At 42.5% G+C, this 21,834-nt stretch carries 22 protein-coding genes, 1 tRNA gene, 1 rRNA gene, 1 other RNA gene and 1 pseudogene; 25 read left to right on the top strand and 1 reads right to left on the bottom strand.

Annotated elements, in window-relative coordinates; translation table 11 throughout:
• From rrf to B7717_RS00985, 12 genes are all read left to right on the top strand, one after another.
• Positions 1 to 94 (top strand): 5S ribosomal RNA (gene rrf / locus B7717_RS01040); the annotation flags it as partial.
• A 5-nt stretch (positions 95 to 99) separates the two neighbouring features.
• Positions 100 to 173 (top strand) — tRNA-Asn (locus B7717_RS01035).
• A gap of 208 nt (positions 174 to 381) precedes the next feature.
• Positions 382 to 618, top strand: coding sequence for a sigma(X)-activator ComW (comW, locus tag B7717_RS09725; protein WP_000939515.1), 237 nt, complete (start codon positions 382 to 384; stop codon positions 616 to 618).
• A gap of 241 nt (positions 619 to 859) precedes the next feature.
• Positions 860 to 2,146, top strand: a complete 1,287-nt coding sequence (locus B7717_RS01025; RefSeq protein ID WP_049506397.1) for an adenylosuccinate synthase — start codon at positions 860 to 862, stop codon at positions 2,144 to 2,146.
• Between the two features lie 200 nt (positions 2,147 to 2,346).
• A complete protein-coding gene (gene tadA / locus B7717_RS01020) occupies positions 2,347 to 2,814 on the top strand; it encodes a tRNA adenosine(34) deaminase TadA (RefSeq protein WP_001110098.1) in 468 nt (155 codons plus the stop codon).
• 32 nt (positions 2,815 to 2,846) lie between these two features.
• Positions 2,847 to 2,945, top strand: an RNA gene (gene ffs, locus B7717_RS01015) — signal recognition particle sRNA small type.
• 54 nt (positions 2,946 to 2,999) lie between these two features.
• Positions 3,000 to 3,443 (top strand): dUTP diphosphatase, encoded by a 444-nt coding sequence (locus tag B7717_RS01010; RefSeq protein ID WP_000701976.1) that lies wholly within the window; start codon positions 3,000 to 3,002, stop codon positions 3,441 to 3,443.
• A 9-nt stretch (positions 3,444 to 3,452) separates the two neighbouring features.
• The gene (locus tag B7717_RS01005) at positions 3,453 to 3,920 is read left to right on the top strand and encodes an isochorismatase family protein (RefSeq protein WP_000796430.1); all 468 of its coding nucleotides are present in this window, start codon (positions 3,453 to 3,455) and stop codon (positions 3,918 to 3,920) included.
• A gap of 20 nt (positions 3,921 to 3,940) precedes the next feature.
• Entirely contained in the window at positions 3,941 to 5,278 is a 1,338-nt protein-coding gene (radA, locus tag B7717_RS01000) for a DNA repair protein RadA (protein ID WP_009729544.1), read from the top strand.
• A 72-nt stretch (positions 5,279 to 5,350) separates the two neighbouring features.
• Entirely contained in the window at positions 5,351 to 5,845 is a 495-nt protein-coding gene (locus B7717_RS00995) for a beta-class carbonic anhydrase (protein ID WP_002876632.1), read from the top strand.
• Between the two features lie 212 nt (positions 5,846 to 6,057).
• Positions 6,058 to 7,026, top strand: a complete 969-nt coding sequence (locus B7717_RS00990; protein ID WP_000010174.1) for a ribose-phosphate diphosphokinase — start codon at positions 6,058 to 6,060, stop codon at positions 7,024 to 7,026.
• Positions 7,027 to 7,145: 119 nt separating this feature from the next.
• A complete protein-coding gene (locus B7717_RS00985) occupies positions 7,146 to 7,583 on the top strand; it encodes a CoA-binding protein (protein ID WP_000076499.1) in 438 nt (145 codons plus the stop codon).
• A gap of 28 nt (positions 7,584 to 7,611) precedes the next feature.
• On the opposite strand, the gene B7717_RS00980 is transcribed toward B7717_RS00985, so the two are convergent.
• Positions 7,612 to 8,622, bottom strand: a complete 1,011-nt coding sequence (locus B7717_RS00980; protein WP_000009148.1) for a YeiH family protein — start codon at positions 8,620 to 8,622, stop codon at positions 7,612 to 7,614.
• A gap of 151 nt (positions 8,623 to 8,773) precedes the next feature.
• On the opposite strand from B7717_RS00980, the gene B7717_RS00975 reads away from it, so the two are divergent.
• The 13 genes and pseudogenes from B7717_RS00975 (at position 8,774) to B7717_RS00920 (ending at position 21,720) form a co-directional block, all read left to right on the top strand.
• Positions 8,774 to 9,943 (top strand): pyridoxal phosphate-dependent aminotransferase, encoded by a 1,170-nt coding sequence (locus B7717_RS00975; RefSeq protein WP_000366333.1) that lies wholly within the window; start codon positions 8,774 to 8,776, stop codon positions 9,941 to 9,943.
• Positions 9,940 to 10,710 (top strand): DNA repair protein RecO, encoded by a 771-nt coding sequence (gene recO / locus B7717_RS00970; RefSeq protein WP_000616127.1) that lies wholly within the window; start codon positions 9,940 to 9,942, stop codon positions 10,708 to 10,710. Before B7717_RS00975 ends, recO begins: the two co-directional genes overlap by 4 nt.
• On the top strand, positions 10,707 to 11,699 hold the full coding sequence (gene plsX / locus B7717_RS00965) for a phosphate acyltransferase PlsX (RefSeq protein WP_000717429.1): 993 nt from the start codon (positions 10,707 to 10,709) through the stop codon (positions 11,697 to 11,699). The genes recO and plsX overlap by 4 nt, the downstream gene beginning before the upstream one ends.
• A 5-nt stretch (positions 11,700 to 11,704) precedes the next feature.
• A complete protein-coding gene (locus tag B7717_RS00960; protein WP_000136435.1) occupies positions 11,705 to 11,941 on the top strand; it encodes an acyl carrier protein in 237 nt (78 codons plus the stop codon).
• Between the two features lie 439 nt (positions 11,942 to 12,380).
• Entirely contained in the window at positions 12,381 to 12,569 is a 189-nt protein-coding gene (locus tag B7717_RS00955) for a class IIb bacteriocin, lactobin A/cerein 7B family (RefSeq protein ID WP_000180835.1), read from the top strand.
• Between the two features lie 17 nt (positions 12,570 to 12,586).
• Positions 12,587 to 12,754, top strand: a complete 168-nt coding sequence (locus B7717_RS00950) for a bacteriocin (protein ID WP_000415691.1) — start codon at positions 12,587 to 12,589, stop codon at positions 12,752 to 12,754.
• A 9-nt stretch (positions 12,755 to 12,763) separates the two neighbouring features.
• The gene (locus tag B7717_RS00945) at positions 12,764 to 12,952 is read left to right on the top strand and encodes a hypothetical protein (RefSeq protein ID WP_000722239.1); all 189 of its coding nucleotides are present in this window, start codon (positions 12,764 to 12,766) and stop codon (positions 12,950 to 12,952) included.
• 24 nt (positions 12,953 to 12,976) lie between these two features.
• A complete protein-coding gene (locus B7717_RS09720; protein ID WP_070696356.1) occupies positions 12,977 to 13,186 on the top strand; it encodes a bacteriocin immunity protein in 210 nt (69 codons plus the stop codon).
• A gap of 1 nt (position 13,187) precedes the next feature.
• Positions 13,188 to 13,383: pseudogene (locus tag B7717_RS09715) on the top strand (hypothetical protein).
• A 163-nt stretch (positions 13,384 to 13,546) separates the two neighbouring features.
• Positions 13,547 to 15,700 carry a peptide cleavage/export ABC transporter ComA gene (gene comA, locus B7717_RS00935; RefSeq protein WP_084944001.1) on the top strand — a complete coding sequence of 718 codons (2,154 nt, stop codon included), beginning with the start codon at positions 13,547 to 13,549 and terminating at the stop codon, positions 15,698 to 15,700.
• Positions 15,701 to 15,712: 12 nt separating this feature from the next.
• Positions 15,713 to 17,062, top strand: coding sequence for a competence pheromone export protein ComB (comB, locus tag B7717_RS00930; RefSeq protein ID WP_084944000.1), 1,350 nt, complete (start codon positions 15,713 to 15,715; stop codon positions 17,060 to 17,062).
• A 168-nt stretch (positions 17,063 to 17,230) separates the two neighbouring features.
• Positions 17,231 to 17,938: a phosphoribosylaminoimidazolesuccinocarboxamide synthase gene (gene purC, locus B7717_RS00925; protein ID WP_000043288.1), complete on the top strand. Its 708-nt coding sequence runs from the start codon at positions 17,231 to 17,233 to the stop codon at positions 17,936 to 17,938.
• 56 nt (positions 17,939 to 17,994) lie between these two features.
• Positions 17,995 to 21,720, top strand: a complete 3,726-nt coding sequence (locus tag B7717_RS00920; RefSeq protein WP_084943999.1) for a phosphoribosylformylglycinamidine synthase — start codon at positions 17,995 to 17,997, stop codon at positions 21,718 to 21,720.
• Positions 21,721 to 21,834: the final 114 nt, after the last annotated feature.

Genomic DNA, 21,834 nt, shown 5'->3' with positions numbered 1-21,834 from the left:
AAACACCTGTACCCATGCCGAACACAGTAGTTAAGCCCTAGAACGCCGGAAGTAGTTGGGGGTTGCCCCCTGTGAGATATGGAAGTCGCTTAGCTTTTATCCGCCATAGCTCAGTTGGTAGTAGCGCATGACTGTTAATCATGATGTCGTAGGTTCGAGTCCTACTGGCGGAGTATAAATCGAAACGTTCAACTGAGCGTTTTTTTATTTATAAATATATTGGACTGTTGAAATTTCAAATTTTAATTTTTAAATCTATAATTACCTCTTTATTTTATTTTTAGTTCGTTTAGCTTTAAATTCTTCTTTTATAGGATTTGAAGCTTTTTTAGTTCCTTTTTTTGTTAGACTAGTGTTACTAATAAGAAAGGGAATTTTTATATGCTTCAGAAATTTTATGATCGAGCATTCGTCTTTTTGAAACTAGTTGAACAAGAATATGTCTCTTTAGGCCAGAGTTGTTCAGAGTGGGAATCACTTCATCTTCGTTTTTTACTATATTACTTAATCCGATTTAAAATAAAAAGTGATAGGGACTTTTCACTATATCACTTTAAAACAGCTTATCGTCTATATCTAGATAAATTCCTGCAAGGTGGTACAACTATTATCCAATAGGAAGCATCTATATCATAATTACGAACGATAGTTGTAGCTAGTTTTTAAAAAATATAGAATTAGCTTATAATCAAAGGCTTCTGTATTTAGAAATGAAAGAATTTCCAAATCTTTTCTACTGTTTCTTCTTGATAAAATAGTGTTTTTTTCTTATAATAAATTGTAAGATATAATTGCGGGTGAAATTCCTGCCATGTATATGAGAAAGGACGAGCTCCTAGTAGCTCAGACGAATTTTATTATGACTTCAGTTGTTGTTGTAGGTACCCAATGGGGCGATGAAGGTAAAGGGAAAATTACAGATTTTCTTTCAGCCAATGCGGAAGTGATTGCTCGTTACCAAGGTGGTGATAATGCAGGTCATACCATTGTTATTGATGGTAAAAAGTTTAAGTTGCACTTGATTCCATCTGGAATTTTCTTCCCTGAAAAAATTTCAGTTATTGGAAACGGTATGGTTGTAAACCCTAAATCTCTTGTGAAAGAGTTGAGCTATCTTCATGAGGAAGGTGTGACAACTGATAACTTGCGTATTTCTGATCGTGCGCATGTTATTTTGCCTTACCACATTGAGTTGGATCGCTTGCAGGAAGAAGCTAAGGGTGACAATAAGATTGGTACTACAATCAAGGGAATCGGTCCAGCATATATGGATAAGGCTGCTCGTGTTGGAATTCGTATTGCGGATCTTTTGGATAAGGATATTTTCCGTGAACGTTTGGAACGCAATCTTGCGGAAAAGAATCGTTTGTTTGAAAAATTATATGATAGTACCCCTATTTCAGTTGACGATATTTTTGAAGAATACTATGAGTATGGTCAACAAATCAAGCAATACGTGACAGATACATCCGTTATCTTGAATGATGCGCTTGATAATGGCAAACGTGTGCTGTTTGAAGGTGCGCAAGGTGTTATGCTAGATATCGACCAAGGTACGTATCCATTTGTTACGTCGTCAAACCCTGTCGCTGGTGGTGTGACAATCGGTTCTGGTGTTGGCCCAAGTAAGATTGACAAGGTTGTAGGTGTTTGTAAAGCCTATACGAGTCGTGTAGGTGACGGACCTTTCCCAACTGAATTATTTGATGAAGTGGGGGATCGCATCCGTGAAGTAGGTCATGAATACGGTACAACAACTGGTCGTCCACGTCGTGTAGGTTGGTTTGACTCAGTTGTGATGCGTCACAGCCGCCGTGTATCTGGGATTACCAATCTTTCATTGAACTCTATCGATGTTTTGAGTGGTTTGGATACTGTGAAAATCTGTGTGGCCTATGATCTTGATGGTCAACGTATTGATTACTATCCTGCTAGTCTTGAGCAGTTGAAACGTTGCAAGCCAATCTACGAGGAATTGCCAGGTTGGTCAGAAGACATCACTGGAGTCCGTAATTTAGAAGACCTTCCTGAGAATGCACGTAACTATGTTCGTCGTGTAAGCGAGTTGGTTGGTGTTCGTATCTCAACTTTCTCAGTAGGTCCCGGTCGTGAACAAACTAATATTTTAGAAAGTGTTTGGTCATAGGAGATTTTTAAGATTAGTTTAAGACAGGTTGGGTATACTATAGACAGTTACAAGAAGACCTCCTAACTTGTTGTAACAAATATCCTAAACTTTTCTTTTTCATAATAATCTCCCTATTAAGTCACCGCATTCGGTGGCTTTTTTTGTCTTGAGAATCATGATATAATAATAAAATCGACAAGTAGGAAAAGAGAAGAACGATGAATTATACAGTTGAAGAAAAAGAAGCCTTTATGAGAGAGGCTTTGAGAGAGGCTGAGATTGCCTTAGAACACGATGAAATTCCAATTGGTTGTGTGATTGTCAAGGATGGAGAAATCATTGGTAGGGGGCATAATGCGCGCGAGGAGTTGCAACGGGCGGTCATGCATGCAGAAATCATGGCTATAGAGAATGCGAATGTGAGTGAGGAGAGCTGGCGCCTGCTCGATTGTACGCTTTTTGTGACCATTGAGCCTTGTGTCATGTGTAGCGGGGCGATTGGGCTTGCCCGTATTCCAAAGGTAGTCTACGGGGCTAAGAATCAGAAATTTGGTGCAGCTGGAAGCTTGTACGATATTTTGACAGATGAGCGTCTCAATCATCGTGTAGAGGTAGAAACGGGAATTTTGGAAGATGACTGTGCAGCGATTATGCAGGACTTTTTCCGAAATCGACGGAAAAAATAATTTCTCTTTAAAAACAGAGGGGAATGTGGTATAATGAATAGTGGAGCAACAGTTCTGCGTGAAGCGGGTCAGGGGAGGAATCCAGCAGCCCTAAGCGATGTGAATTGTGTGCTCTTTTTTCGTGCTTTTTTCGAATAAATAAGATAAAATAGCCTAGAATAAATGATTATAGAAAAGAGAAAAATATGAAAATTCGTGGTTTTGAATTGGTTTCGAGTTTTACAGATGAAAATTTGTTGCCTAAGCGTGAGACAGCTCATGCAGCTGGGTACGATTTAAAGGTTGCCGAACGAACTGTCATTGCGCCAGGTGAGATTATATTGGTCCCAACAGGAGTTAAGGCTTATATGCAACCGACAGAGGTGCTCTATCTCTATGACCGTTCTTCAAACCCTCGTAAAAAAGGCTTGGTCTTGATTAACTCTGTGGGTGTCATTGACGGAGACTATTATGGCAATCCAGGGAATGAAGGACATATCTTTGCTCAGATGAAAAATATTACTGATCAGGAAGTGGTTCTCGAAGTTGGGGAACGTGTGGTTCAGGCTGTCTTTGCTCCTTTCTTGATTGCAGATGGAGATGAGGCAGATGGCGTGCGGACTGGTGGATTTGGATCGACAGGGAAATAGAGGGATAAAATGGCAGACTATTTATTAGTTGTAGACATGCAGTCAGATTATGTTGCTGTAGGAAAAGCCTATCATGAAGAACTGACTGCAGCTGTAAATGACAAAATTGCTACTTATCCCAGCGACCGAGTTATCTATATTCTCAATCGTTTTTTCTGGGAGAGAAAAGATAGAAAGAAGAAATTTGCGACCAACTTGTTAGTTGTATCTTCTCGTATCTTTGAGAAGTGTCGGGCTTCTTGCTTTACTAATCCAGATTTAAAAGATTTTTTAGAGGGAAATGGTGCTAAGAGCATAGAGTTTATAGGGGTAGATGGCAATTTCTGTGTCAAGGCTTCCGTTTTGGCAGCTGTCAAGGAGAATTATCAGGTTTCTGTCGATTTGTCTGCTGTCGGAGTTGCCAACCAGAATAAATTTCAAAATACATTGTATAAGTGGCATTCTTTCGGAGTAACCGTAAAAGGAGAATTATTATAGCAAAGAAAAAAGCGACATTTGTGTGTCAAAATTGTGAATATAATTCACCTAAGTATCTAGGGCGTTGTCCTAACTGTGGGTCTTGGTCTTCTTTTGTAGAAGAGGTTGAGGTTGCCGAGGTCAAGAATGCACGAGTGTCCTTGACAGGTGAAAAAACCAAGCCTATGAAACTGGCTGAGGTGACTTCCATCAATGTCAATCGAACCAAGACGGAGATGGAGGAATTCAACCGTGTGCTTGGAGGCGGAGTGGTACCAGGAAGTCTCGTCCTCATCGGTGGGGATCCTGGGATTGGGAAATCAACCCTTCTCCTACAAGTTTCAACCCAGCTATCTCAAGTGGGTACGGTTCTCTATGTCAGTGGGGAGGAGTCTGCCCAGCAGATTAAACTCCGTGCAGAGCGCTTGGGGGATATTGATAGTGAGTTTTATCTCTATGCAGAGACCAATATGCAGAGCGTGAGGGCTGAGGTGGAGCGCATCCAACCAGATTTTCTCATCATCGACTCTATCCAGACGATTATGTCTCCTGAGATTTCAGGGGTGCAAGGGTCTGTGTCTCAGGTGCGTGAGGTGACCGCTGAGCTTATGCAGCTGGCTAAGACCAATAACATTGCCATCTTTATCGTAGGGCATGTGACCAAGGAAGGGACCTTGGCTGGTCCGCGTATGCTGGAGCATATGGTAGATACCGTGCTTTACTTTGAAGGGGAACGTCACCATACCTTTCGTATCTTGAGAGCAGTCAAAAACCGTTTTGGTTCCACTAATGAGATTGGCATATTTGAGATGCAGTCGGGTGGATTGGTTGAGGTGCTCAATCCGAGTCAAGTTTTCCTAGAGGAGCGTTTGGATGGGGCTACTGGCTCGTCAATCGTTGTGACCATGGAAGGGACCCGTCCGATTTTGGCGGAGGTTCAGGCTTTGGTAACACCAACCATGTTTGGAAATGCTAAACGTACGACGACTGGACTTGATTTCAATCGTGCAAGTCTGATTATGGCTGTTTTGGAAAAACGAGCAGGGCTTCTCTTGCAAAACCAGGATGCCTATCTCAAATCTGCTGGTGGTGTAAAATTGGATGAGCCTGCCATTGACTTGGCTGTTGCAGTGGCTATTGCCTCTAGTTACAAGGACAAGCCTACCAATCCTCAGGAATGTTTTGTGGGTGAACTGGGCTTGACCGGAGAAATTCGGCGCGTGAATCGTATCGAACAACGTATCAATGAAGCGGCAAAACTGGGCTTTACCAAGATTTATGTACCCAAGAATTCCTTGACAGGAATCACTCCACCCAAGGAAATTGAAGTCATTGGTGTGACGACTATTCAGGAAGTTTTGAAAAAGGTCTTTGCATAATCCGTGACAAATCTTCTTAAAAATGATAAGATAGGAGAAATATTTGATTGTCAAATTTTTGAGGAGGGAATCGTGTCGTATTTTGAACAGTTTATGCAAGCCAATCAGGCTTATGTTGCCCTACATGGGCAGTTAAATCTGCCACTTAAACCCAAAACCAGAGTAGCTATCGTGACCTGTATGGACTCACGTCTACACGTTGCGCAAGCTCTAGGTTTGGCCCTTGGGGATGCTCATATCTTGCGGAATGCGGGTGGTCGAGTAACTGAGGACATGATTCGTTCACTGGTAATTTCCCAGCAACAAATGGGGACAAGAGAGATTGTGGTGTTGCACCATACAGACTGTGGAGCTCAAACCTTTCAAAATGAAAGTTTTCATGAACATTTGAAACACGAGCTCGGAGTTGATGTGTCTGATCAAGATTTTTTACCATTTCAGGATGTTGAAGAGAGTGTGAGAGAGGATATGCAATTGCTTAGAGAGTCTCCACTGATTCCTGATGATGTGGTTATTTCAGGTGCTGTCTATGATGTGGATACAGGAAGTATGAGAGAAGTATACTAACTTTGTCTCAAAAAATCTCATCCTAGCATAAAATCGATTGTTAAAATGTAGGATTTTTAGTTTTAATATAGCTAATATAAAATAGTATAAAACAAGGGTATAAATGTTTGCTCTTGTTTTATTTTTGATTGAAAAATAAAGGAAAAAGCGCTACAATGGTAGATGGAAAATGTTGTGTAAAAACAAGTGATACATAAATACCGGAGGAAATCATGTCTTTTTCTGATTTAAAGCTATTTGCCCTTTCTTCTAATAGAGAATTGGCAGAGCGTGTGGCGCAAGAAATTGGGATAGAGTTGGGGAAATCGACTGTTCGCCAATTTTCAGATGGAGAGATTCAGGTCAACATTGAAGAATCAATCCGTGGAAAACACGTCTTTATCCTACAATCAACGAGTTCACCTGTAAATGATAATTTACTTGAAATTTTGATTATGGTGGACGCTTTGAAGCGTGCTAGTGCAGAATCTGTCAATGTTGTTATGCCTTACTATGGCTATGCACGTCAGGATAGAAAAGCGCGCGCGCGTGAGCCAATCACAGCAAAACTCGTTGCAAACATGCTAGAAGTTGCTGGGGTAGATCGTTTGTTGACGATTGATTTGCACGCTGCACAGATTCAGGGATTCTTTGATATTCCTGTAGATCACTTGATGGGTGCTCCATTGATTGCGGACTACTTTGAACGTCGTGGCATGGTTGGCTCTGACTACGTGGTTGTCAGCCCAGACCATGGTGGGGTGACTCGTGCTCGTAAATTGGCAGAGTTTTTGAAAACTCCGATTGCGATTATTGACAAGCGCCGTAGTGTAGACAAGATGAATACCAGTGAAGTGATGAACATCATTGGTAAGGTAGAAGGTAAGACTTGTATTTTGATTGACGATATGATCGATACAGCTGGAACCATTTGTCATGCGGCGGATGCTCTTGCTGAAGCAGGTGCTGTTGAGGTTTACGCAAGCTGTACGCACCCAGTACTTTCAGGACCAGCTATGGACAATATCCAAAAATCAGCTATTAAAAAATTGGTTGTTTTGGATACTATCTACCTACCAGAAGAGCGTTTGATTGATAAGATTGAACAAATTTCGATTGCTCATCTTCTAGGCGATGCTATTATCCGTATCCACGAAAAACGTCCTCTTTCTCCTCTATTTTGTATTGAGAAAAAGATTTAATCTTTCACTTGAAGTAGACAGAACTCCTAGCAGGTTTCTTTTCTTGCTAGGAGATTTTTATAGTCAAAATCTGCAAGCCTTTTCAAAATATGCTATACTGAGAAAAAAGGAGGATTTCTATGAGCCAAGAATTTATTAATCCAAGTGATGGTGTGATCCGTCAGTATCTTACAACCAGTAAAACGTTAGCGGTAGTGGGTTTGTCCGATCGTGAGGAAACAACTAGTAATCGAGTGACCAAGGAAATGCAAGCTCGGGGCTATAAAATCATTCCAGTTAATCCCAAGGCTGCAGGTGGGGAAATTTTGGGAGAGAAGGCTTATGCGAGTCTAGTTGAGATTCCTTTTCCTGTGGACATTGTCAATGTATACCGACGGAGCGAGTTTTTACCAGATGTGGCGCGTGATTTTCTCAAGGCAGATGCCAAGATTTTCTGGGCGCAATTAGGACTTGAAAATCTAGAAGCGGAAGAAATCTTGCGTGCTGGAGGATGCGATGACATCGTGATGAATCGTTGTATTAAGAGAGAACATACTCGCTTAATTCTTGAGCAATAAAAAGGTAGCCATGGGCTACCTTTTTATTTTATAAAGTACCAATCAATGCTTGCATGCCAAGACTGGTAAGGATGATGGCAATCCAGCAAAGGGCTCCAAGAAGAATGGATTTACCGCTTGATTTGACCATGGCAATCAGATTGGTTTTGAGACCGATGGCACTCATGGCCATGATGATAAGGAATTTGGAGAGTTGTTTGAGAGGGGTGAAGAAGCTACTAGACACGCCGAGAGAGGTGAGAAGAGTCGTTAAGAGAGAGGCTAGAATGAAATAAAGGATAAAAAGTGGGAAAACTTTTTTCAGTTGTACGCCTTGTTTATTTTCTTGCTGGCGACTTTGCCAGTAGGAGAGGAAGAGAGTGATGGGAATAATAGCCAGAGTTCGTGTGAGTTTAACAATGGTTGCAGACTCAAGGGTATTGGTCTGGTAGAGACTGTCCCATGCGCTGGCTGTGGCCGTTACAGAAGAAGTATCGTTGACTGCGGTTCCTGCAAAGAGGGCAAAGCCTTCATTTGATAAGTGAAGCCAGGTTCCTAGAGTTGGAAAGATAAGTGCTGCTAAGACATTGAAGAAAAAGATAACGGAGATGGCTTGGGCGACTTCTTTTTCCTTGGCATGGATAACGGGTGCTGTTGCAGCAATGGCAGAACCACCACAGATAGAAGAACCCACTCCAATCAAGGTAGCCAGTTTCGTGTCTAGCGCAAAGAAACGCTGGAAGAGGTAGGCAACGATTAAGGAAATCGAAATGGTGGAAAGGATGACGGGGAGTGAAGTTTGTCCAACTGCAAAGACTTGCGAGATATTGAGACCAAAACCGAGTAAGATAACGGCATACTGGAGCAATTTCTTGGAACTAAAGGCCAAACCTGCGTCTAGTTGTTTGTAGGGTGAGAGCCAGGGGTGGAGGAGCATTCCAGCAAAAATTGCAAAGACAGGTGCACCCACGACGGGGAAAAATCCTCCCAGAAACCAAGATACGATAGAAATGAGAAGGCAGGCCAAGATGCCTGCTCCATTTTTTGATAAAAATGACATATAAACCTCCGAAAATAAGCACTTATTATTATAGTCCTGTTGAGAAGAAAAGTAAAACAGAAAGTGAAAAATGCGGGGTTCAGATGGATTTTGCGGTCAGGGAGCTTTTGTAGTATAATAGTACTATGTTCTGTAAGCAAGGGGGATATCTATGGACTTAACCAAGCGCTTTAATAAACAGTTAGACAAGATTCAAGTTTCCTTGATTCGCCAGTTTGACCAGGCTATTTCGGAGATTCCTGGGGTCTTGCGTTTGACCTTGGGGGAACCTGATTTTACAACGCCAGATCATATCAAGGAGGTAGCCAAGCGAGCCATTGACCAGAACCAATCCTACTATACAGGGATGAGCGGTTTGCTGACTCTACGTCAGGCAGCCAGTGACTTTGTTAAGGAAAAGTACCAACTGGACTATGCTCCTGAAAATGAAATCTTGGTTACAATTGGGGCGACAGAGGCTTTATCTGCTACTTTGACAGCTATTTTGGAAGAGGGAGACAAGGTGCTCTTGCCAGCTCCTGCCTATCCAGGTTATGAACCGATTGTCAATCTGGTTGGGGCAGAGATTGTCGAGATTGATACAACTGAAAATGGTTTTGTTTTGACCCCTGAGATGTTGGAAAAGGCCATTTTGGAGCAGGGTGACAAGCTCAAAGCAGTTATTCTCAACTATCCAGCCAATCCGACAGGAATTACCTATAGTCGGGAGCAGTTGGAAGCCTTGGCAGACGTTTTACGCAAGTATGAGATTTTTGTTGTCTGTGATGAGGTTTACTCAGAATTAACCTATACAGGCGAAGCCCATGTATCTCTGGGAACTATGCTGAGAGACCAAGCTATTATTATCAATGGCTTGTCTAAATCGCATGCTATGACTGGTTGGCGTTTAGGCTTTATCTTTGCTCCTGCGGCTTTCACAGCTCAGTTAATCAAGAGTCACCAGTATTTGGTTACTGCTGCAAATACGATGGCTCAGCATGCTGCGGTGGAGGCTTTGACCGCTGGTAAAAACGACGCAGAGCCTATGAAAAAGGAATACATCCAGCGTCGAGATTATATCATCGAAAAGATGACTGCTCTTGGTTTTGAGATTATCAAACCAGATGGGGCCTTCTATATCTTTGCTAAGATTCCAGCAGGTTACAATCAAGACTCCTTTGCTTTTCTGAAGGATTTTGCCTATAAGAAGGCCGTTGCCTTTATCCCTGGTGCAGCCTTTGGACGTTATGGAGAAGGCTATGTTCGCCTGTCCTATGCAGCCAGCATGGAAACAATCAGAGAGGCCATGAAACGACTTGAGGAGTACATGAGAGAATCATGATTCAGTCTATCACGAGTCAAGGCTTGGTGCTCTACAATCGAAACTTTCGTGAGGATGATAAGCTAGTCAAAATTTTTACCGAGCAGGCGGGCAAGCGCATGTTCTTCGTCAAACACGCTGGTCAATCTAAACTAGCTCCGGTTATTCAGCCCTTGGTGTTGGCAATATTTCTCTTGCGAATCAATGATGACGGGCTTAGCTACATCGAGGATTACCATGAGGTGATGACCTTTCCAAAGATTAATAGTGATCTCTTTGTTATGGCCTATGCTACCTATGTGGCAGCTCTTGCAGATGCTAGTTTGCAGGATAATCAGCAGGATGCTCCCTTGTTTGCTTTCTTGAGGAAGACTCTGGAGTTGATGGAAGCAGGTATAGATTATCAGGTTTTGACCAATATTTTTGAAATTCAAATCTTGACTCGATTTGGAATCAGCCTTAATTTTAATGAGTGTGTCTTTTGCCATCGGGTAGGTCAGGCCTTTGACTTTTCTTTCAAATATGGAGCCTGCCTCTGTCCGGATCATTTTCATGAGGACGAGAAACGTTGCCATCTGAATCCCAACATCCCTTATCTGCTCAATCAATTTCAAGCCATTGATTTTGAGACCTTGGAGACCATTTCGCTCAAGTCTGAAATCAAGCAAGAGCTACGCCAATTTATGGATCAACTCTACGAAGAGTACGTTGGGATTCACCTTAAATCAAAGAAATTTATTGATTCCCTAGCAGACTGGGGACAATTACTAAAAGAGGAAAACAAATGAAAAAAATTGCAGTAGATGCTATGGGGGGCGATTACGCACCTCAAGCCATCGTTGAGGGTGTCAATCAAGCCCTTGCTGATTTTTCAGATATTGAGATTCAACTCTACGGAGATGAAAGTAAGATCAAGCAATATCTAACGGCGACAGAGCGCGTCAGCATTATCCATACGGATGAGAAAATCAACTCAGACGATGAGCCGACAAAAGCTATCCGTAAGAAGAAAAATGCCAGCATGGTATTAGCGGCCAAGGCAGTCAAAGAGGGAGAAGCAGATGCCGTCCTCTCAGCTGGGAACACAGGTGCCTTGTTGGCTGCAGGATTCTTTATCGTGGGTCGTATCAAAAATATCGATCGTCCAGGACTCATGTCGACCTTGCCGACCATCGATGGAAAAGGGTTTGACATGCTAGACCTTGGGGCCAATGCAGAAAATACAGCCCATCATCTGCACCAATACGCTGTCCTAGGTTCCTTCTATGCGAAAAATGTTCGTGGGATTTCGAAACCACGTGTTGGTTTGCTCAACAATGGAACAGAAAGCAGCAAGGGAGATCCGCTTCGTAAGGAAACATACGACTTGTTAGTAGCTGATGAAAGTTTGAACTTTGTCGGAAACGTGGAAGCGCGTGATCTGATGAATGGCGTTGCGGATGTTGTCGTAACAGATGGTTTCACGGGAAACGCTGTTCTCAAATCTATCGAAGGTACAGCTTTGGGAATCATGGGCTTACTTAAAAATGCTATTACGGGTGGTGGCCTTCGAGCGAAGCTAGGTGCTCTACTTCTCAAGGATAGTCTTAAGGGGTTGAAGACACAGCTCAACTATTCAGATGTTGGAGGAGCAGTCTTGTTTGGCGTCAAGGCGCCAGTTGTAAAAACTCATGGCTCAAGTGATGCCAATGCTGTGTACAGTACGATTCGTCAGATTCGTACCATGCTAGAAACAGACGTAGTTGCTCAGACTGCGCGTGAATTTTCAGGAGAATAAAAAAGATGACAGAAAAAGAAATTTTTGACCGTATTGTAACCATTATCCAAGAGAGACAGGGAGAAGACTTTGCCGTAACAGAGGCTTTGAGTTTGAAAGACGATCTAGATGCGGACTCAGTGGATTTGATGGAGTTTGTTTTGACACTAGAAGATGAATTTGGTATCGAAATCACTGATGAGGAAATCGACCAACTTCAAAGTGTAGCGGATGTAGTAGCGATTATTAAAGATAAAAAATAGCCAAAAGCAACATGCAAGTCATGTTGTTTTTTATTTGCAGAAAAAAGAGAAACTTTTAGTAGAAATTGCGAATAAAGAGATGAGAAAGAAAAAGGAGGAACATTTATGTATGTGACTGGTTTTTATCCGTGGTTCATTAAGTGGTTTTTAAAATAAAAATGAATGAATTGTTCATTTTCGAATTGTTTTTCGAATAGATAGGTAAGGAAAAGGGAAGGAGACTATGTGATGTATTTACCAATCTTATTGCCATGGTTGATCAAATGGTATTTAAAATAAATGAAATTTACCTGTTCATTTTAAATTACTTCTCGAAAATAGATAGGTAAGGAAAAAAGAAAGGAGAGAAGAAAATGATTTCAGTAATTTACCCAATCTGGCTATTTAAGTGGCTTAGAGGTTAAAGATTAAATATATAGAAAAAATAAGGAGAAAACAAATGACAAACTTTGACAACATGGAACAGAACTTTGTAGCTCTTACAGAAGAAGAGTTGACGGATGTGAATGGGGGAGCATGGCCGATTGTAGCTTGGGTGATTGCTAATCCTGTGACAGCAGCTAAAATTGCTGGTGGAATTACTGCAGCAGGAATTGCAGGTTATAATTATGTGACGAGTAGATGGTAATAGAAGGAGGAGATGATATGGAAAAATCTATTTTAAAATTTGAAACAATGACTGATACGGACTTGCAGGAAATTCAAGGGGGAGCCTTTCCCCTTCTTATCCCTGTGGCAGTTGGTTTTGTAAAAGGTTTTGTATATACAGGTGGAGCTATTTTAACAACTCGAGCACTCTTTTCAGGTAAATAGGAGTCTGCTATGAAAAAAATCTTATTAGGATTTGCTGAGGGGTATTTTGTCGTATCGATTATTCTTTATATCGCAACGTATATGATTATGAAAAATCCGATCAATACCTTGTTTTATCCAGAAACCTATCCAATTCTACTTGGTCTGTTTTATCTAGGATACAAGTACAAAACAAAAGAAAGTACGATTGGAAATTGATGAACCATCAGATCGGAGTTTGAGATGAAAGTTGTTCAATTACTAGGAAAAGCTTGGCTAGAGACCACTGTATTATTTAGCTCGATAGCTTATCTAATTATTAGAATCGTAGCTGATGTAAACAAAATAAATCTACCTACATGGTTTGAATCTTTTGATATACCTACGATCTCCTTGTTTTTAGTGGTATTTATTTTACTGTATCGGGGCCAAGGAGAAAGAAAAGGAGAATAGAATGATTAGGATTGTAAAATATTTTCTACTATATTATTTTCCTATTTTTAATGAATATTTTCATCTTTACGATTCTAGCAACTCTTGGATTTCAGCTAACAATGAGTGAAAGTAGTTATCTGGTGCCACCCGCGTTTGCGTTTATCGTTTTATACGCCATTCACAAAAGAAGTGGGAAAGGCAAGAAATCTGTGTAATTGAATATTCTAGGCAGGACTCTTGTTCTGCCTATTTTCTTTGGTAAAAGTGCTGTTCAGGTGAGGATATTGTTTTTTCAGAAATAATTCCCTTATTTCGTCCTTGTTTGGTTAAAATAATCTTATAAATTTTTAAAGAGATTATTAGAAAAAGGAGAAGGATATGAAATTTAGGAAAAGGCACTATCGTCCCCAGGTGGATCAGATGGATTGTGGCGTGGCTTCCTTGGCTATGATCTTTGGTTACTACGGTAGTTATTACTCCTTGGCTCATCTAAGAGAACTAGCTAAGACGACCATGGATGGGACGACGGCTTTGGGCTTGGTCAAGGTGGCACAGGAAATTGGTTTTGAAACGCGAGCTATCAAGGCGGATATGACGCTCTTTGATCTGCCAGATTTGACCTTTCCTTTTGTGGCTCATGTGCTCAAGGAAGGAAAGTTGCTCCACTACTATGTGGTGATAGGTCAGGATAAAAAGCACATTCATATCGCTGATCCGGATCCTGGTGTCAAGCTGACCAAGATTTCCCGTGAGCGTTTTGCGCAAGAGTGGACAGGGGTCAGTATTTTTATGGCGCCATCTCCGGGCTATAAACCTCATAAGGAGAAGAAACAGGGTCTCCTATCCTTCTTGCCGATTTTATTCAAACAGCGTGGCTTAATTACCAATATCGTCCTAGCGACACTCTTGGTAACCTTGATCAATATCGTGGGCTCCTACTATCTTCAGTCCATCATTGATAGTTACGTGCCAGACCAGATGCGCTCGACGCTGGGCATCATCTCTATTGGGTTGGTCATCGTCTATATCCTCCAGCAGATTTTGTCTTATGCGCAGGAATATCTTTTACTTGTTCTGGGGCAACGGCTGTCTATCGATGTGATTTTGTCCTATATTAAGCATGTTTTTCACCTGCCAATGTCCTTTTTTGCAACACGCAGGACAGGAGAGATTGTATCTCGTTTTACAGATGCCAACAGTATCATCGACGCGCTAGCTTCGACCATTCTTTCGATTTTCCTAGATGTGTCGACGATTTTGATTATCTCGCTCGTGCTATTTTCACAGAACATCACGCTCTTTTTCATTAGTCTGCTTGCGCTTCCCATCTATACAGTGATTATCTTTGCCTTTATGAAGCCGTTTGAAAAGATGAATCGGGATACCATGGAAGCTAATGCGGTTCTGTCTTCTTCTATCATCGAGGACATCAACGGTATTGAGACCATTAAGTCGTTGACCAGTGAAAGTTCGCGCTATCAAAAGATTGACAAGGAATTTGTGGCTTATCTGAAAAAATCCTTTACCTATAGTCGGGCAGAAAGCCAGCAAAAGGCACTGAAAAAAGTTGCCCAGCTCCTGCTCAATGTTGCCGTTCTCTGGCTGGGAGCTATTCTTGTTATGGATGGGAAAATGAGTTTGGGTCAGCTGATTACTTATAACACCCTGCTTGTTTACTTTACCAATCCTTTGGAAAATATCATTAACCTACAAACCAAACTTCAGACAGCGCAGGTTGCCAATAATCGCTTAAATGAGGTTTATCTAGTAGCTTCGGAGTTTGAGGAGAAGAAAACGGTAGAAGATTTGAGCATGATGAAAGGGGATATGACCTTTAAACAGGTTCACTATAAGTATGGCTATGGTCGAGACGTCTTGTCAGATATTAATTTTACCATTCCGCAGGGTTCTAAAGTGGCTTTTGTGGGGATTTCAGGGTCAGGAAAAACCACCTTGGCCAAGATGATGGTTAATTTCTATGACCCTAGTCAAGGAGAGATTAGTCTAGGTGGTGTCAATCTTAATCAGATTGATAAAAAGGCCTTGCGCCAGTATATCAACTACCTGCCTCAACAACCCTATGTCTTTAACGGAACGATTTTGGAGAATCTTCTCCTTGGAGCTAAGGAGGGAACGACTCAGGAAGATATCTTACGGGCAGTTGAATTAGCAGAGATTCGGGAGGATATTGAGCGCATGCCACTGAATTACCAGACAGAATTAACTTCGGATGGGGCTGGAATTTCTGGTGGACAACGGCAGAGAATCGCTCTGGCGCGTGCTCTCTTGACGGATGCACCTGTTTTGATATTGGACGAGGCGACTAGCAGTTTGGATATTTTGACAGAGAAGCGAATCGTGGATAATCTTATGGCTTTGGATAAGACCTTGATTTTCATCGCCCATCGCTTGACCATCGCTGAGCGGACAGAGAAGGTTGTTGTTTTGGATCAGGGCAAGATTGTCGAAGAAGGTACCCATGCAGACTTGCTTGCACAGGATGGCTTTTATGCCCATTTGGTGAATAGCTAGAAAGAGGAGAAGATGAAACCAGAATTTTTAGAAAGTGCGGAGTTTTATAATCGTCGTTACCATAATTTTTCCAGTCGGGTGATTTTACCTATGTCACTTCTGCTCATGTTTTTACTGGGATTTGCAGTTTTTGCAGAGAAGGAGATGAGTTTGTCTACCAGAGCGACTGTCGAACCTAGTCGGATCATTGCCAATATCCAGTCGACTAGCAATCAACGCATTGTGGCAAATTATCTGGAAGAAAACAAACTAGTCAAGCAGGGGGAACTCCTCGTTCAGTACCAGCAAGGTGCGGAAGCTGTCCAGGTTGAGGCATATGCCAGTCAATTGGAGATGTTAAAGGATCAAAAAAAGCAGTTGGGGTATTTGCAATCCAGTTTGAAAGAGGGGAGTGATCAATTTCCAGAGGCGGATAAGTTTGGTTATCAGGAGATGTTTCGAGATTATCTCAGCCAAGCTAGTAGTCTTAGGAGCAATGTTTCGCAGCAAAATGCCAACATCTCCTCGCAGAATGCGGCAGCAAGTCAGAGCCAGGCCGAGATTGGCAATCTTATCAGTCAAACAGAGGATAAAATTCGAGATTATAAAACAGCTAAGTCAGCGATTGAAACAGGAGCTCAACTGGATAGTCAAAATGCAGCCTACTCATTTTATCAGACCTATAAAAATCAAGGTGAAGATGATTCGCAAGCTAAATCGCAAGTTATTGCACAGATGGACGCGCAGATTGCCCAGCTAGAGTCTAGTCTAGCTACGTATCGTGTACAGTATGCGGGTTCTGGAGCTCAACAGGCCCACGCAACGGGACTGGATAGTCAGCTGGAATCGCTCAAATCTCAGCACTTAGTCAAAGTCGGTCAGGAATTAACTCTTTTGGATCAGAAAATTTTAGAAGCAGAGTCGGGTAAGAAAGTCCAGGGAGGTCTCCTCGATAAGGGAAAGATTACAGCAAGTGAGGATGGGGTGCTTCACCTCAATCCTGAGACTAGTGAATCTACGATGGTCGCAGAAGGAAGCCTGCTAGCCCAACTCTACCCATCCTTGGAAAAAGAAGGGAAAACCAAACTCACAGCTTATCTCAGTTCAAAAGATGTTGCTAGAGTCAAGATTGGGGACTCTGTTCGTTATACTACGACTAATGATGCGAAGAATCAAATTTTCCTGGATTCTACGATTACAGGTATCGATGCGACAGCTACAAAGACTGAACAAGGAAATTTCTTTAAAATTGAGGCGGAGACTAATTTAACTTCGGAACAGGCTGAAAAACTTCGTTATGGTTTAGAAGGCCGCCTGCAGATGATTACGGGAAAGAAAAGCTATCTCCGTTATTTTTGGGATCAATTTTTAAATAAAGGGTAATATTCGTGTTTTTCAGAGGATAAATGATTTTAAAACTGTAAGAAGAGTTCATCTTGCAGTTTTTCTTTACGCTTAAAATAGGAAAACGTTATTTATTCGTAAAAACCTTGAATTTTTCATGCTTTTGTGGTAGAATGTGCTCAAGTAAAACGAAAGGCGAACTTTAAAATGTCAAAACAACTGATCTATTCGGGAAAAGCCAAGGATATCTATACAACTGAGGATGAAAATCTCATTATTTCAACTTACAAGGACCAGGCAACTGCCTTCAACGGTGTCAAGAAGGAGCAGATTGCGGGTAAGGGAGTGTTAAATAATCAGATTTCATCTTTTATTTTTGAGAAATTAAATGCGGCTGGTGTAGCGACTCACTTTGTGGAGAAGCTTTCGGATACGGAACAGCTCAATAAAAAAGTTGAGATTATTCCTTTGGAAGTTGTGCTCCGCAACTACACGGCTGGTTCCTTTTCAAAACGTTTTGGCGTAGAAGAAGGTATTGCATTTGAGACTCCAATTGTCGAATTTTACTATAAAAATGATGATTTGGATGATCCCTTTATTAATGATGAGCATGTGAAATTCCTAAAAATTGCGGATGACCAGCAGATTGCTTACTTGAAGGAAGAAACCCGTCGTATCAATGAGCTCTTGAAGGATTGGTTTGCTGAGATTGGTCTCAAATTGATTGACTTTAAGCTAGAGTTCGGTTTTGACAAGGATGGCAAGATTATCTTGGCAGACGAGTTTTCACCAGATAACTGCCGTTTGTGGGATGCGGATGGCAACCACATGGACAAGGATGTTTTCCGTAGAGGTCTCGGAGAATTAACAGACGTTTACGAGATTGTCTGGGAAAAGTTGCAAGGTTTAAAATAACACCTTCAAGGTCGTTTGGGAACATTGCAAGAGCTGAAATAAAGGAATAAGAATTGATGGATAAACGTATTTTTGTTGAGAAAAAGGCTGATTTTCAGGTCAAGTCAGAGAGTTTGGTAAGGGAGCTCCAGCACAACTTGGGACTGTCAACTTTGAAAAGTATTCGCATTGTGCAAGTTTATGATGTCTTTGACTTGGCAGAGGACTTATTTGCACCTGCAGAGAAGCACATCTTCTCTGAGCAGGTAACAGACCATGTCTTGGATGAAGCGGCTGTGCAGGCTGATCTTGCTAACTATGCTTTCTTTGCCATTGAAAGTTTGCCAGGACAGTTTGACCAGCGTGCAGCTTCTTCACAGGAAGCCTTGCTTTTACTGGGAAGTTCGAGTGATGTGACAGTCAACACAGCCCAGCTTTACTTGGTTAATAAAGATACTGATGCGACTGAGTTGGAAGCGGTCAAGAACTACTTGCTCAACCCAGTTGATTCTCGTTTCAAGGACATCACGACAGGAATTGCCAAGCAGGAATTTTCAGAGTCAGACAAGACTATTCCAGAATTGACTTTCTTTGAAAGCTATACGGCAGAAGACTTTGCCCGCTACAAGGCCGAGCAAGGGATGGCCATGGAAGTGGATGATTTGCTCTTTATCCAAGACTACTTCAAGTCAATCGGGCGCGTGCCGACTGAGACGGAGCTCAAGGTTTTGGACACTTACTGGTCTGACCACTGCCGTCACACGACTTTTGAGACGGAGTTGAAACAGATTGATTTCTCAGCTTCTAAATTCCAAAAGCAATTGCAAGCGACTTATGATAAATATATCGCTATGCGCGAGGAATTAGGTCGTTCTGAAAAGCCACAAACCTTGATGGATATGGCGACTATTTTCGGTCGTTATGAGCGTGCTAATGGTCGTTTGGACGATATGGAAGTGTCTGACGAAATCAATGCATGCTCGGTTGAAATCGAAGTGGACGTTGATGGTGTCAAGGAACCTTGGCTCCTTATGTTCAAAAACGAAACCCACAACCACCCAACGGAAATTGAGCCATTTGGTGGAGCGGCTACTTGTATCGGTGGCGCCATTCGTGACCCGTTGTCAGGACGTTCCTACGTTTACCAAGCTATGCGTATTTCAGGTGCTGGTGACATTACAGCGCCGATTTCAGAAACGCGCGCTGGGAAATTGCCACAACAAGTCATTTCGAAAACAGCGGCTCACGGTTATTCTTCGTATGGTAACCAAATTGGTCTGGCAACGACTTACGTTCGTGAATACTTCCACCCAGGGTTTGTAGCTAAACGCATGGAGCTAGGTGCCGTTGTTGGTGCTGCTCCTAAGGAAAATGTAGTCCGTGAAAAACCTGAAGCGGGTGATGTGATTATCTTGCTAGGTGGCAAGACTGGGCGTGATGGTGTTGGTGGTGCGACAGGGTCTTCTAAGGTTCAAACAGTTGAGTCTGTAGAGACTGCCGGTGCTGAGGTTCAAAAAGGGAATGCCATCGAAGAGCGCAAGATCCAACGCCTTTTCCGTAATGGCGATGTCACTCGTCTCATCAAGAAGTCCAATGACTTTGGAGCAGGTGGTGTCTGTGTGGCTATCGGTGAATTGGCAGATGGTCTTGAAATCGACCTCAACAAGGTTCCTCTTAAATACCAAGGTTTGAACGGTACAGAAATTGCCATTTCTGAATCACAAGAACGGATGGCAGTTGTGGTGCGTCCTGAGGACGTAGATGCCTTCGTTGCTGAATGTAATAAAGAAAATATTGACGCTGTTGTTGTGGCAACAGTGACTGAAAAACCAAATCTTGTCATGCACTGGAATGGTGAAACAATTGTCGACTTGGAACGCCGTTTCCTTGATACAAACGGTGTGCGCGTGGTTGTCGATGCCAAGGTGGTAGACAAGGATGTCAAGCTTCCAGAAGAACGTCAAACATCTGCTGAAACACTTGAAGCAGATACCCTTGCGGTTCTATCTGACCTCAACCATGCGAGTCAAAAAGGCTTGCAAACCATCTTTGACTGTTCGGTCGGTCGTTCAACGGTCAATCACCCACTTGGTGGTCGCTACCAACTCACACCAACTGAAGCTTCTGTGCAAAAGTTGCCAGTCCAACACGGTGTGACTCACACTGCGTCAGTCATGGCGCAAGGTTTCAACCCTTATGTGGCAGAATGGTCTCCATACCACGGTGCTGCCTATGCGGTTATCGAAGCGACAGCTCGTTTAGTGGCTGCTGGTGCCAACTGGTCTAAGGCTCGTTTCTCTTACCAAGAATATTTCGAGCGCATGGACAAGCAAGCTGAGCGTTTTGGTCAGCCAGTAGCCGCCCTTCTAGGCTCTATTGAAGCACAAATCCAGCTTGGTTTGCCATCTATCGGTGGTAAGGACTCCATGTCTGGTACCTTTGAAGAATTGACGGTACCACCAACCTTGGTCGCCTTTGGGGTGACGACGGCAGATAGCCGTAAGGTGCTCTCTCCTGAGTTCAAGACTGCTGGTGAAAATATCTACTACATCCCAGGTCAAGCTCTTGCTGCAGAGATTGATTTTGACTTGATTAAGTCTAATTTTGCTCAGTTTGAAGCCATCCAAGCTGGTCACAAAGTAACATCTGCATCAGCTGTCAAATACGGTGGTGTCCTTGAAAGCTTGGCTCTTGCTACTTTTGGGAATCATATTGGTGCAGAGGTAACCTTGCCTGAATTTGAAACAGCCTTGACAGCTCAATTAGGCGGATTTGTCTTCACATCTCCTGAAGAAATCGCTGGAGTAGAGAAGATTGGACAAACGAAAGCAGACTTTACACTCCTTGTCAACGGTGTGAAGCTAGATGGACAGAAGCTTGACAGTGCCTTCCAAGGGAAACTGGAAGAAGTTTACCCAACAGAATTTGCCCAATCTAAAGAATTGGACGAAGTACCAGCTGTCGCTTCTAACGCAGTCATCAAAGTCAAGGAAACTATTGAAAAACCGGTGGTTTACATCCCAGTCTTCCCAGGAACAAACTCGGAATATGATTCAGCAAAAGCTTTTGAAAAAGAAGGTGCAGAAGTCAACTTGGTGCCATTCGTGACCTTGAATGAAGAGGCTATTGTCAAGTCAGTTGAAACTATGGTTGACAATATCGGCAAGGCTAATATCCTTTTCTTCGCGGGTGGTTTCTCAGCTGCGGATGAGCCGGATGGATCAGCTAAGTTTATCGTCAACATCCTGCTCAATGAAAAAGTGCGTGTAGCTATTGATAGCTTTATCGCTCGTGGTGGCTTGATTATCGGTATCTGTAATGGGTTCCAGGCCTTGGTCAAATCAGGTCTTCTTCCATACGGGAACTTCGAGGATGCTAACAGTACTAGCCCAACCCTCTTCTACAATGATGCCAACCAGCACGTGGCTAAGATGGTGGAAACTCGAATTGCCAATACCAACTCACCATGGTTAGCTGGAGTACAAGTGGGCGATATCCATGCCATCCCAGTATCGCACGGTGAAGGGAAATTTGTCGTGACGGCTGAGGAATTTGCAGAGCTCCGTGCCAATGGTCAAATCTTTAGCCAATACGTTGACTTTGACGGCAAACCAAGTATGGATTCTAAGTACAATCCGAATGGTTCTGTAAATGCCATCGAAGGAATTACCAGCAAGAATGGTCAAATCATCGGTAAAATGGGACACTCAGAACGTTATGAAGACGGTCTCTTCCAAAACATCCCAGGAAATAAAGACCAGCACCTGTTCGCGTCGGCTGTTAAATACTTTACTGGAAAGTAAGATTTGTGTTTTTTCCGATAGACAATATCAGTAATGTAAAAGCCATGTAGCTCTTGATGATTGTAAAAGGTTTGTTTTGCGAGTGCAACGAGCTTCTACCGTATCGTTCGGCTC

Source organism: Streptococcus oralis subsp. oralis (assembly GCF_002096495.1).
GTDB classification, from domain to species: domain Bacteria; phylum Bacillota; class Bacilli; order Lactobacillales; family Streptococcaceae; genus Streptococcus; species Streptococcus oralis_CU.
The sequence above is the reverse complement of the archived record's forward strand: the minus strand, read 5'-3'. Positions and strand labels throughout refer to the sequence as shown.